Source organism: Streptomyces sporangiiformans (genome assembly GCF_005768555.2).
Lineage (GTDB): Bacteria > Actinomycetota > Actinomycetes > Streptomycetales > Streptomycetaceae > Streptomyces > Streptomyces sporangiiformans.
Window position 1 is genome coordinate 33277 of record NZ_VCHX02000072.1, and the last position, 11534, is coordinate 44810.

An 11534-nucleotide genomic window follows, 5' to 3' on the forward strand; every position below is an offset into this window, starting at 1 on the left:
AGCCGTCACTGACCTGGATACGGTCGTGTCGACCGTCAACTTGTGTCGTACGAGCACCCCGGCGCGCAAGCCCCGGCCTCCGCGGGTCTCCCCGCAGCGAGCAACGACGCGATACCGTGGCGTTCCTTTTCCCCACATGATCCTCGTGGCCGCCCTGGAGGTTCCGTGGTACAGGCGTACATCCTGATCCAGACGGAGGTCGGCAAAGCGTCGACCGTCGCCGAGACGATCAGCAAGATTCCTGGGGTCATCCAGGCCGAGGACGTGACGGGACCGTACGACGTCATCGTGCGGGCCCAAGCCGACACTGTGGATGAGCTCGGCCGCATGGTGGTCGCGAGTGTCCAGCAAGTGGACGGCATCACGCGTACCCTGACCTGCCCGGTCGTGCACCTGTAGCCCCCGTCTACCCTTGGCCGGTGAGCTTCTTCCGTCACCGGCTTCTCGGTCTTCCCGCCCTTGCCCTGCTGATCGCCGCCATGGGCTGCTCCTCAGCAGACGACAGCGCCTCGACCGTGGTTCCCAGCCCGGACGCGAAGGTCACGAAGCTGTGCCAGAACCTGGACGAGCGGCTGCCGCAGAAGGTGGACGGCCTCGGTCGGAAGGATCCCGAGCCCCGGTCCACACTGACCGCGGGCTGGGGAAGCCCGGCGATCATACTGCGCTGCGGGGTCGAACGGCCTCCGAAGATGATCGACCCGAAGGTGGCCAAGGGCGCCGACCCGAAGGCGGTCCCCGGCTTCGTGAACGGCGTCGGCTGGCTGATGGAGAAGCAGGACGAGGGGGCGACCCGCTTCACCACCGCACAGCGCCTCGCGTACGTCGAGGTGACCGTGCCCGAGGGGCGGGACACCTCCGGCATGCTCGTCGACCTGGCCCCGGCCATCAAGAAGGCGATCCCCAAGGGGATCGCCGACTAGGGCCTGTCCAGGCCGGACAGGCCCTGGATCATCGAGGAGAACGCACTACCGCAGTCCGGTCGAGCGCCTCAGCGCCGCCTGTACCAGGCGGTCCACCAGCTCCGGGTAGGGAATGCCGCTGGCCTCCCACATCTGCGGGTACATGGAGATGGGCGTGAAGCCGGGCATCGTGTTGATCTCGTTGATCACGAAGTTCCCGTCCTCGGTCAGGAAGAAGTCCGCGCGGACCAGGCCTTCGCAGGACGCGGCCTCGAAGGCCTCGACCGCGAGCCGCCGGACCTCGTCGGTCTGCTCGGGAGTCAGCGGGGCGGGCACGATGCCGGGCGTCGAGTCGATGTACTTCGCCTCGAAATCGTAGTACGCGTGCGACTGCACCGGCGGGATCTCGGCCGGGACAGAGGCGCGCGGCCCGTCCTCGAACTCCAGGACCCCGCACTCGATCTCGCGACCGCGCAGCAGCGCCTCCACGATGATCTTCGGGTCGTGCTGCTGGGCCGCCTCGATCGCCTCGTCGAGGCCGCCCAGGTCGTCGACCTTGGTGATGCCGATCGACGAACCCGCGCGCGCGGGCTTCACGAAGAGCGGCCATCCGTGCTCGCCGGCGAAGTCGACGATCTTCTTGCGGGCCGCGGACTCGTCGAGCTGCCACTCGCGGGGGCGGATCACCATGTACGGGCCGACGGGCAGCCCGAAGGAGGTGAACACCCGCTTCATGTACTCCTTGTCCTGGCCGACGGCCGAGGCGAGCACACCCGAGCCGACGTACGGGACGCCGGACAGCTCCAGGAGGCCCTGGAGGGTGCCGTCCTCGCCGTACGGGCCGTGCAGCATGGGGAAGACGACGTCGACCTCCCCGAGCACTTTGGGGACCGAACCGGGCTCGCTGTAGACGACTTCGCGGTTGGCCGGGTCGACCGGCAGAATCACGCCGCCCTCGTCCGATTCCGCGAGCTGCTCGACGTTCGGCGGCCGCCGGTCGACGATCGCCATCCGCTCCGGCTCGTCGGCGGTGAGCGCCCAACGGCCGTCCTGGGTGATGCCGATCGGCAGCACGTCGTACTTCGTCCGGTCGATGGCACGCAGCACAGCCCCGGCGGTGACCACGGAGATCCCGTGTTCGGAGCTGCGGCCGCCGAACACGACGGCTACACGCGGCTTGCGAGGCGGCTGCTCAGGGCTCTGGGGGAGGTTCTCGGTGCTCATATCGCGTTGAGAGTACCCGTTGGTAGTGCGGTGAGTCAGCGCCCCGTGGCGGAGGTTGCTGAGTGTCGTTTCGGCCGTCGCTCAGCGTTGGTGATCATTGACGTCGTCGGCGTCAGTGGCGTTCCCGCTTGGCGCTGCGCGCCATCAGCTCCTTGAGGGCGACGACCGGCGGCTTGCCCTCATGGACGATGCCGACGACCGTCTCCGTGATCGGCATGTCGACGCCGTGGCGGCGGGCCAGATCCAGCACGGACTCACAGGACTTGACTCCCTCGGCGGTCTGTTTGGTGACCGCGATGGTCTCCTCCAGGGTCATGCCCTTGCCGAGGTTGGTGCCGAAGGTGTGGTTGCGCGAGAGCGGCGAGGAGCAGGTGGCCACGAGGTCGCCCAGGCCCGCGAGTCCGGAGAACGTCAGCGGGTCGGCGCCCATGGCGAGTCCGAGCCGGGTGGTCTCCGCCAACCCGCGCGTGATGAGCGAGCCCTTGGCGTTGTCGCCGAGTCCCATGCCGTCCGCGATGCCGACGGCGAGACCGATCACGTTCTTGACGGCACCGCCGAGTTCGCAGCCGACCACGTCGGTGTTGGTGTACGGGCGGAAGTACGGCGTGTGGCTGGCGGCCTGGAGGCGCTGGGCCACCGTCTCGTCGCTGCACGCGACCACGGCGGCGGCCGGCATGCGGGCGGCGATCTCCCGTGCGAGATTGGGTCCGGTGACCACGGCGATGCGGTCCGCGCCGACCTTGGCGACGTCCGCGATGACCTCGCTCATCCGCATGGCCGAGCCGAGTTCGACGCCCTTCATGAGGGATACGAGGACGGTGCCGGGAGCGAGCAGCGGCGCCCACTCGGCGAGGTTCCCGCGCAGCGTCTGCGAGGGGACCGCGAGCACCGTGAAGTCGGCGTCACGCGCCGCCTCGGCCGCGTCCGTGGTGGCCCGCAGGTTCTCGGGAAGTTCGATGCCCGGCAGGTAGTCGGGGTTCGTATGCGTGGAGTTGACCGCTTCGGCGAGTTCGGCCCGCCGCCCCCACAGGGTCACGTCGCACCCGGCGTCAGCGAGCACCATGCCGAAGGCCGTGCCCCATGATCCGGTCCCGAAGACGGCCGCCTTGACGGGCGCACCGGATGTCGTCACTTGCCGTGCCCCTCTTCCTGTTCTGCCTTCTGTTCCACGCGCTGTTCCGCGTGCCGTTCCACGTACTGTTCCGCGTGCTGTTCCGCGTGCTGTTCCGCGTGCTGTTCCGCCTTGCCCTGCACGCGCGTCCTGCGCCGCTGCTCGATGCGCACCTGACGCGGGTCGAACGGCGTCGTCGGCGCCTTCTCGCCGCGGATCACCTCCAGCTGCGCGGTGATCGCGGCCATGATGACCTCGGTCGCCTCCTTCAGGAGCTCCGGGGTCATCTCCTTGTCGTAGAAGCGCGACAGGTCGACCGGCGGGCCCGCCAGCACGTGGTGCGTCTTTCGCGGAAGAAGGTCGGGCTTCTTGGCGTACGGCGGCAGCAACAGGTTGGCGCCCCACTGAGCGACCGGAATCACCGGGCACTTGGTCTGCAGCGCCACGCGCGCGGCACCCGTCTTGCCCGTCATCGGCCACAGGCCGGGGTCACGGGTGAGGGTGGCCTCGGGATAGAACGCGACGCACTCCCCGCGCTCCACGGCGTCGATCGCGGCCCGGTAGGCGCTCAGCGCGTCCGTGCTCTCGCGATAGACGGGGATCTGCCCGGTGCCGCGCATGGCGGCGCCCACGAAGCCCTTCTTGAAAAGCCCGCTCTTGGCCAGGAATCGCGGAACGCGGCCTGTGTTGTACTGAAAGTGCGCGTACGCGAACGGATCCACATGGGAATTGTGGTTCACCGCGGTGATAAATCCACCCTCAGCAGGAATGTTCTCCATTCCGCGCCAGTCCCGCTTGATCAGAACCACCAGCGGCGGTTTGCAGAGGACCGCTGCGAAGCGGTACCAGAAGCCGATTCTGCGGCGGGGCACGCCGACACCTTCCTTCCAGGGCCTGGGGGGCCGCACAAGTGTCGCGCCAGGCCGCCTGTCTGTCGAGGACACCGTACGCCCGCCCCTCTCGCACGGTCGTGTTCGCCGGGAGCCGGCCCCTCCCCCGGCGAAGTCACCGTCACCGTCCCCAGGTGACAATGGGCGCGACAAGGGAGGGACGGAGCGCTCGTGCAGTGGACCTTGGTCATACCCCTGAAAGCCCTGGCGCGGGCGAAGAGCAGGCTCTCGGACACCGCCGACGACGGTCTGCGCCCCGGGCTCGCCCTCGCCTTCGCCCAGGACACCGTGGCCGCCGCGCTCACCTGCGCCGCGGTCCGCGATGTGGCAGTCGTCACGGACGACGGGCTGGCCGGGCGCGAGCTGGCCGCGCTGGGCGCCCGGATCGTGCCGGACGAACCGGCAGGCGGCCTGAACGCCGCTCTGGCGCACGCGGCGTCGGTCGTACGCACCAAAAGCCCCGAAAGCCCCCTGGCGGCCCTGAACGCCGATCTGCCCGCGCTGCGCCCCCTGGAATTGACCCGCGTCCTCGATGCGGCCGCCGCATTCCCCCGGGCTTTTCTCCCGGACGCCGCCGGAACCGGCACGACTCTGCTGGCCGCGGCCGCGGGCCGGGAATTGCTCCCCGCATTCGGCACCGATTCCCGCATCCGGCACCGCGCCTCGGGGGCCGTGGAGATCGCCCTCGACGGGGTGGATTCCGTACGCCAGGACGTGGACACCGGCGATGATCTGCGGGCGGCGCTCACCCTCGGTGTGGGCCCGCGCACCGCAGCGGCGGTCGCGGCCCTGAAGGCCGCTTGAGCACGTCGTACCGAACGCGGGAAACGCCTTCGGGCACCTTGTGCAGCGGGCTTCGACCGCAGGATCTACGCTTCCCCCATGCAGGCGACCGCGTACACATACGACTCCGACACCCGTAGCGGGCAGGTGCTGCTCGACGACGGCACTCCGGTGCCCTTCGACGCCCCGGCGTTCGACGCGGGCGGGCTCAGGCTGCTGCGCCCGGGGCAGCGGGTGCGGATCGAGACGGAGGGCGAGGGCGACGCGCGCCGCATCACCCTGGTGACGCTGCATACCCTCTGATACACGGGCGGAAAACACCGCTGAGCACACCGCGGGCCGGGCTCCCAGGAAGGAGCCCGGCCCGGCGCGTGAATTCCCTTGCCCAGCGACCCTGCTCAGCCGCGGGCGGTGGTCTTCTTGGCGGTGGTCTTGCGCCCCGTCGACTTCTTGGCCGGGGCCTTCTTCGCGGGGGCCTTCTTGGCCGCCGCCTTCTTGGTGGTGGTCTTCTTGGCCGCGGCCTTCTTCGCGGCCGCCGTCGTCTTCTTGGCGGGCGCCTTCTTCGCCGTGGTCTTCTTGGCGGTGACCTTCTTCGCGGTGACCTTCTTGGCGGGCGCCTTCTTCGCCGCCGCCTTCTTCGCCGTCGTCTTCTTGGCCGCGGCCTTCCTGACCGTGGCGGCAGCACCGCCGGTCAGGCTGCCCTTGGGCGCCTTCTTGACGGCCACCTCGCCACCGCGGGGGAGCCTCTTCGAGCCGCTCACCAGGTCCTTGAAGCCCTGACCGGCACGGAACCGCGGCACGGAGGTCTTCTTTACCCGAACACGTTCGCCGGTCTGCGGGTTGCGGGCGTAACGGGCCGGACGGTCCACCTTCTCGAAGGAACCGAAGCCGGTGACCGAGACCCTCTCCCCGCCGACAACTGCACGGACGATCGCGTCCAGTACGGCGTCAACCGCGTCCGCGGCCTGCTGACGCCCGCCGACCTTGTCGGCAATCGTTTCTACGAGCTGCGCCTTGTTCACGTCTTCCCCTTCGGAGACATTGCCCGAACGAATGCGTTCAAGCTTTTTCGCACGTTAGGCAGATATATACCGCAAATCAAACACGAAACGGGCTAATCACCCTTGTGCCGCAACGAACTCGGACTGTCGCGGAGTTCTCAGAGGTCCTCTTCAGGGAATCGCCCCTCGTCGAGGTCCGCGGTGAACCGCTCCAGACGCCTTGTCGCATCGGCGAGATCGTGCTTGGCCACGGCCGTAATGACCAGCAGCTTCCGGGTCAGCGCCATCCGTACGCCCTCCGGGACTTGCAGTGCGCGCACCCTTGCGTGCGCTTCCTTGAGTTGGGACGCGACTGCCGTATAGAGCGCGAGTTGGCCGTCGTGTTCCATGCACAGATTGTGCCATCTGGGGCGAGTTGTCGCCTGCGCAGGGGGTAACTACCACCTCCCAGGCGCCTCTCGCCCACCTCCGCACCGGACTGTGCCAAGGCTCGACTACCCCAACAAGCACCCTTGAAACAAGGGTAGTTGAAGCCAATTATGGGGACCCGCCCAGAGCGTCCGGAGGCGCACACAGAAGTACCCCCAACCGTCCACGATTGGGGGTACTGAGGCCTGTTGCGATGGCTGGAATCAGCCTTGCGTGGCTCGCGCCGTTCAGGTCTGAAGCGTCCGCGGCTTGAAGACGGGCCGCGTGGACTCGTACGCGGCGATGTCCGGCTCGTTCTGCAGCGTGATGCTGATGTCGTCGAGGCCGTTCAGCAGCCGCCAGCGGGAGTTCTCGTCGAGCTCGAAGGAGGCCGTGATGCCCTCGGCGCGCACCTCACGGGCCTCAAGGTCAACAGTGACCTCAGCCTGCGCGTCCTTCTCCGTGAGCTCCCACAGCGCGTCCACGATCTTCTGCTCCAGAACCACCGTGAGCAGGCCGTTCTTGAGCGAGTTGCCGCGGAAGATATCCGCGAAACGGGACGAGATGACGGCCTTGAAGCCGAAGTTCTGCAGCGCCCACACGGCGTGCTCGCGCGAGGAGCCCGTACCGAAGTCGGGACCCGCGACGAGGACCGTGGCCCCCTGCCGCTCGGGCTGGTTGAGGATGAAGGACGAGTCCTTGCGCCAGGCCTCGAACAGCCCGTCCTCGAAACCGTCCCGGGTGACCTTCTTGAGCCAGTGGGCGGGGATGATCTGGTCGGTGTCGACGTTGCTGCGGCGCAGCGGGACGGCCCGTCCGGTGTGCGTGGTGAATGCTTCCATGGCCATGGTTCTCAGACTCCAGCGGGCGTACGGGCGGCAGGCGCGTCGGACAGATCGGCCGGCGAAGCCAGGTGGCCGAGCACGGCGGTGGCGGCGGCGACCTGCGGCGAGACCAGGTGCGTACGCCCGCCCTTGCCCTGCCTGCCTTCGAAGTTGCGGTTGGAGGTGGACGCGGAGCGCTCACCGGGGGCCAGCTGGTCGGGGTTCATGCCCAGACACATCGAGCAGCCCGCGTGCCGCCATTCGGCGCCGGCCTGCTTGAAGACGACGTCCAGGCCCTCCTCCACGGCCTGCAGCCCCACACGCGCGGAGCCGGGAACGACCAGCATCCGTACGCCGTCGGCGACTTTGCGGCCCTCGACGATCGCGGCGGCGGCCCGCAGGTCCTCGATACGGCCGTTGGTGCAGGAACCTACGAAGACGGTGTCCACCTTGATGTCGCGCAGCGGCTGTCCGGCGGTCAACCCCATGTATTCCAGGGCCTTTTCGGCGGCGAAGCGCTCCGAAGCGTCCTCGTACGAAGCCGGATCGGGGACGGACGCCGAAAGCGGCGCGCCCTGGCCGGGGTTGGTGCCCCAGGTGACGAACGGCGCGAGGGTGGCGCCGTCGATGACGACCTCGGCGTCGAAGGCCGCGTCCTCATCCGTCCTCAGCGTCTTCCAGTACGCGACGGCGGCGTCCCAGTCCTCGCCCTGCGGGGCGTGGGCACGGCCCTTGATGTACTCGAAGGTGGTCTCATCGGGGGCGATCATGCCCGCGCGGGCACCGGCCTCGATGGACATGTTGCAGATGGTCATCCGGGCCTCCATCGAGAGCTTCTCGATGGCCGGGCCACGGTATTCCAGGATGTAGCCCTGGCCGCCGCCGGTGCCGATCTTGGCGATGATCGCGAGGATCAGGTCCTTCGCCGTGACGCCTTCCGCCAGTTCGCCCTCGACCGTGATCGCCATGGTCTTCGGGCGGGCCAGCGGCAGCGTCTGGGTGGCCAGCACGTGCTCGACCTGCGAGGTGCCGATACCGAACGCCAGCGCGCCGAAGGCGCCGTGCGTGGAGGTGTGCGAGTCGCCGCAGACCACGGTCATACCGGGCTGCGTCAGGCCCAGCTGCGGCCCCACGACGTGGACGACGCCCTGCTCGACGTCGCCGAGCGGGTGCAGACGTACGCCGAAGTCGGCGCAGTTCTTGCGCAGCGTCTCCAGCTGGGCGCGCGAGACCGGGTCGGCGATGGGCTTGTCGATGTCGAGGGTCGGGGTGTTGTGGTCCTCGGTCGCGATGGTGAGGTCGAGGCGGCGCACGGGGCGCCCCGCCTGGCGAAGGCCGTCGAAGGCCTGCGGGCTGGTCACCTCGTGCAGCAGGTGCAGATCGATGAAGAGAAGGTCGGGCTCGCCCTCCGCGCGCCGGACGACATGGTCGTCCCAGACCTTCTCCGCGAGTGTCCTACCCATCGCTTTCCCTCCGGCCGGCCTGTCCGGCGCCGGCCCAACTAGAGATTTCGGGATGGCCACGTCCGTTCCCCCTCGTACCGGACGTCTGCCGCCGGGCCCGATGGTCTGCGGGCCGTTGTACGTACAGGGTGGCGCGTTCCACGGAAAATTGAACTTGCGTTTCACAGAGTGAGACGCGAGTATCGTTGCATGGACAACAGTAGTGGCGTCGGCGTTCTGGACAAGGCAGCCCTTGTCCTGAGCGCTCTGGAGTCCGGTCCGGCCACCCTCGCGGGCCTGGTCGCGGCGACCGGACTGGCACGGCCCACGGCGCACCGTCTCGCCGTGGCACTCGAGCACCACCGCATGGTGGCGCGGGACATGCAGGGCCGCTTCATCCTGGGCCCGCGCCTGGCAGAGCTGGCCGCGGCGGCGGGTGAGGACCGGCTGCTCGCCACGGCGGGTCCGGTGCTCACGCATCTGCGGGACGTCACGGGCGAGAGCGCGCAGCTCTACCGCCGCCAGGGAGACATGCGCATCTGTGTCGCCGCGGCCGAGCGGCTGTCCGGTCTGCGTGACACGGTGCCGGTGGGCTCGACGCTCACGATGAAGGCGGGCTCCTCGGCCCAGATCCTGATGGCCTGGGAGGAGCCCGAGCGGCTGCACCGCGGCCTCCAGGGCGCCCGCTTCACGGCGACGGCACTTTCGGGTGTACGCCGCCGGGGCTGGGCCCAGTCGATCGGCGAGCGCGAGCCGGGCGTCGCGTCGGTCTCCGCGCCCGTACGCGGCCCGTCGAACCGCGTGGTGGCCGCCGTCTCGGTCTCCGGACCGATCGAGCGCCTCACGCGGCACCCGGGCCGGATGCACGCACAGGCCGTGATCGACGCCGCCACGCGGCTGTCCGAAGCCCTGCGCCGCACCAGCTGACCGCTCGGCCCGTCCCCGCCCGGCCTTACCGCCATCCAGCCGACCGCTCAGAGCGACGGACCAATGACGCCACGTCGCTCATGAGGTGGGCCTCCGCCGCAGGGTGCAGCATGGAAGTACCGGCGATCAGGAGGTGCGTGATCATGGCTGAGTTCATGGACGTCCACCATGGGATGAAGGGGATCACCAACGAGCAGCTGCGGGAATCGCACCGCGCGGACCTGGCCATCGAGGCCGAGGAGCAGGTGCACTTCAAGCAGGCTTGGGCAGATCCGGAGTCCGGCGAGGTCTACTGCCTGTCGGAGGCGCCTTCGGCCGAGGCGGTGCGACGCATTCACGAGCGCGCCGGCCATCCGGCGGACGAGATCCACCCGGTGCCGCTCACGGCCTGACGCCGCTCCGGCGCACAGATGCGCTGCGCGGTTCCCCATACGCCGAAGGGGCCCTCCTTGTACGGAGGGCCCCTTCGCATCGCGTACCCCCGACCGGATTCGAACCGGCGCTACCGCCTTGAGAGGGCGGCGTGCTAGGCCGCTACACAACGGGGGCGAGGATCTTGCGTTTCCGCAGATCCAAGCTGGTCTACCAGGACTCGAACCTAGACTAACTGAACCAGAATCAGTCGTGCTGCCAATTACACCATAGACCAATGTGGTTGAGACCAGCTCGTACCCCCGACCGGATTCGAACCGGCGCTACCGCCTTGAGAGGGCGGCGTGCTAGGCCGCTACACAACGGGGGCCCTAGCGATCCTGCATGAGAGTCAGTGGGTGCGACCCGGACTGTCCCCCTGGGAAGGATCTGNTCCTGCATGAGAGTCAGTGGGTGCGACCCGGACTGTCCCCCTGGGAAGGATCTGTACCCCCGACCGGATTCGAACCGGCGCTACTGCCTTGAGAGGGCAGCGTGCTAGGCCGCTACACAACGGGGGCTTTGCAGATGAGCTCTGCGAGCTGGCCTACCAGGACTCGAACCTAGACTAACTGAACCAGAATCAGTCGTGCTGCCAATTACACCATAGGCCACTGGAACGCAAGCCCCCTGAGGGGTTTTGTTCTAGCTTGCGCCTCCGGCTCCGGCCTTTCGGCCCGCTTCCGGCGGCGCAGGAAGAACATTACCCGAAGGTGGACGGCGCTCCAAAACGGGTATCGGCCCGGAGGATCGCGGGGAGTTCGGCCAGCGAGGCGATACGGCGCAGGCCGGCGGGCGGATCGGGGACGGCCTCCACGTCCGCGTCTGTGCCCGCGTCCGCGTCCGTGTCTGCGCCCGCGCGGTCGATCCAGACCGACAGGAGCCCGGCGTCGGCCGCGCCCTGTCCGTCGATCTCCGGGTGATCACCGACGTACGCGACCTGGTGCGGGGACAGCTCCAGGGCGTCGCAGGCCGCGTGGAAGGCCTGGGCGTCCGGCTTCGAGACGCCGAGCTCGACGGCGCACAGGACCGCCTCGAAGCGGTCGCGTACACCGAGGACGCGGAGTTTGCGGTCCTGGACGTGGAGGCTGGAGTTGGACAGCACGGCGTGGCGGTGGCTGGCGGCGAGGGTGTCGAGCGCGGGCAGCACGTCCGGGAAGAGCCCCCAAGCGCCCTCGTAGTGGTCCAGGTACCGCCTGAACCACGTGTCGGCCTCCACGTCGGTCAGCGCCTCCCCCAGGAAGACCCGTACCCGGTCCCGTCGCTGCCCCTCGAAGTCGGTCTCTCCCTGCGCGAACCTGGCCCATTGCAGTTCGGTGACCTCCCGCCACCGCACGAGGGCCCGCTCCACGGTCCCGTACCGGTCGAGCAACCCCTCGGCCACGAGATGCTCCCGCATTCCGGCCCGGTCCGCCGCCGTGTAATCGAAGATCGTGTCGTCCACGTCCCAGACCACGGCTCGGATGCTCATGATCCGAAGGTAACGCCCGTCCGGCGACCGCGTCTGCCGTATCGCGACACGTCGACGCGACGTCCACCGCCCTGGTCGACGAGGACGACACCTGATGGCCGGCGCGCGGCGCGTACGAAAGGGGCGGCACCCGCAATCGGGTG

General features: G+C 68.8%; 14 protein-coding genes and 5 tRNA genes. 6 read left to right on the forward strand and 13 right to left on the reverse strand.

The genetic code is table 11. The features are described 5' to 3' along the window. The first annotated feature begins 165 nt into the window (after positions 1 to 165). Positions 166 to 399: an Lrp/AsnC family transcriptional regulator gene (locus FGD71_RS07330; protein ID WP_119099581.1), complete on the forward strand. Its 234-nt coding sequence runs from the start codon at positions 166 to 168 to the stop codon at positions 397 to 399. A 20-nt stretch (positions 400 to 419) separates the two neighbouring features. Next, positions 420 to 920, forward strand: coding sequence for a DUF3515 domain-containing protein (locus FGD71_RS07335; RefSeq protein ID WP_119099582.1), 501 nt, complete (start codon positions 420 to 422; stop codon positions 918 to 920). Between the two features lie 45 nt (positions 921 to 965). On the opposite strand, the gene FGD71_RS07340 is transcribed toward FGD71_RS07335, so the two are convergent. The 3 genes from FGD71_RS07340 to FGD71_RS07350 all read right to left on the reverse strand — a co-directional run bounded on the left by FGD71_RS07340 (position 966) and on the right by FGD71_RS07350 (position 4106). Further along, positions 966 to 2123 (reverse strand): D-alanine--D-alanine ligase family protein, encoded by a 1158-nt coding sequence (locus FGD71_RS07340; protein WP_119099583.1) that lies wholly within the window; start codon positions 2121 to 2123, stop codon positions 966 to 968. Between the two features lie 112 nt (positions 2124 to 2235). Further along, positions 2236 to 3255 (reverse strand): NAD(P)H-dependent glycerol-3-phosphate dehydrogenase, encoded by a 1020-nt coding sequence (locus FGD71_RS07345; protein WP_119099584.1) that lies wholly within the window; start codon positions 3253 to 3255, stop codon positions 2236 to 2238. Further along, positions 3252 to 4106, reverse strand: coding sequence for a lysophospholipid acyltransferase family protein (locus FGD71_RS07350; protein ID WP_119099585.1), 855 nt, complete (start codon positions 4104 to 4106; stop codon positions 3252 to 3254). The genes FGD71_RS07345 and FGD71_RS07350 overlap by 4 nt, the downstream gene beginning before the upstream one ends. Positions 4107 to 4295: 189 nt before the next feature. On the opposite strand from FGD71_RS07350, the gene cofC reads away from it, so the two are divergent. Then, complete coding sequence (gene cofC / locus FGD71_RS07355; RefSeq protein WP_119099586.1) at positions 4296 to 4928, forward strand: 2-phospho-L-lactate guanylyltransferase; 633 nt, start codon at positions 4296 to 4298, stop codon at positions 4926 to 4928. 78 nt (positions 4929 to 5006) lie between these two features. Beyond that, the gene (locus FGD71_RS07360; protein WP_119099587.1) at positions 5007 to 5210 is read left to right on the forward strand and encodes a hypothetical protein; all 204 of its coding nucleotides are present in this window, start codon (positions 5007 to 5009) and stop codon (positions 5208 to 5210) included. 95 nt (positions 5211 to 5305) lie between these two features. Here the strand turns inward: FGD71_RS07360 and FGD71_RS07365 are convergent, their stop codons facing one another. The 4 genes from FGD71_RS07365 to leuC all read right to left on the reverse strand — a co-directional run bounded on the left by FGD71_RS07365 (position 5306) and on the right by leuC (position 8603). Then, a complete protein-coding gene (locus FGD71_RS07365; protein ID WP_119099588.1) occupies positions 5306 to 5929 on the reverse strand; it encodes an HU family DNA-binding protein in 624 nt (207 codons plus the stop codon). A gap of 137 nt (positions 5930 to 6066) precedes the next feature. After that, complete coding sequence (locus tag FGD71_RS07370) at positions 6067 to 6297, reverse strand: SCO5555 family protein (protein ID WP_119099589.1); 231 nt, start codon at positions 6295 to 6297, stop codon at positions 6067 to 6069. Between the two features lie 267 nt (positions 6298 to 6564). After that, on the reverse strand, positions 6565 to 7158 hold the full coding sequence (gene leuD / locus FGD71_RS07375) for a 3-isopropylmalate dehydratase small subunit (RefSeq protein WP_119099596.1): 594 nt from the start codon (positions 7156 to 7158) through the stop codon (positions 6565 to 6567). Between the two features lie 11 nt (positions 7159 to 7169). Further along, positions 7170 to 8603, reverse strand: a complete 1434-nt coding sequence (gene leuC / locus FGD71_RS07380; protein ID WP_119099590.1) for a 3-isopropylmalate dehydratase large subunit — start codon at positions 8601 to 8603, stop codon at positions 7170 to 7172. A 189-nt stretch (positions 8604 to 8792) separates the two neighbouring features. Here leuC and ndgR point away from each other — a divergent pair, with 189 nt between their 5' ends. Further along, positions 8793 to 9509: an IclR family transcriptional regulator NdgR gene (ndgR, locus tag FGD71_RS07385; protein WP_119099591.1), complete on the forward strand. Its 717-nt coding sequence runs from the start codon at positions 8793 to 8795 to the stop codon at positions 9507 to 9509. Positions 9510 to 9652: 143 nt separating this feature from the next. Then, positions 9653 to 9901 (forward strand): SCO4226 family nickel-binding protein, encoded by a 249-nt coding sequence (locus FGD71_RS07390; protein WP_119099592.1) that lies wholly within the window; start codon positions 9653 to 9655, stop codon positions 9899 to 9901. 84 nt (positions 9902 to 9985) lie between these two features. Here FGD71_RS07390 and FGD71_RS07395 read toward each other — a convergent pair. The 6 genes from FGD71_RS07395 to FGD71_RS07420 form a co-directional block, all read right to left on the reverse strand. Continuing rightward, positions 9986 to 10058: transfer RNA gene (locus FGD71_RS07395), tRNA-Glu, on the reverse strand. Between the two features lie 28 nt (positions 10059 to 10086). Continuing rightward, a tRNA-Gln gene (locus FGD71_RS07400) sits at positions 10087 to 10158 on the reverse strand. Between the two features lie 20 nt (positions 10159 to 10178). Next, a tRNA-Glu gene (locus FGD71_RS07405) sits at positions 10179 to 10251 on the reverse strand. A gap of 117 nt (positions 10252 to 10368) precedes the next feature. Continuing rightward, a tRNA-Glu gene (locus tag FGD71_RS07410) sits at positions 10369 to 10441 on the reverse strand. Positions 10442 to 10462: 21 nt separating this feature from the next. After that, positions 10463 to 10534 (reverse strand) — tRNA-Gln (locus FGD71_RS07415). Positions 10535 to 10623: 89 nt separating this feature from the next. Next, positions 10624 to 11391, reverse strand: coding sequence for an HAD family hydrolase (locus tag FGD71_RS07420; protein ID WP_119099593.1), 768 nt, complete (start codon positions 11389 to 11391; stop codon positions 10624 to 10626). Positions 11392 to 11534 lie beyond the last annotated feature (143 nt).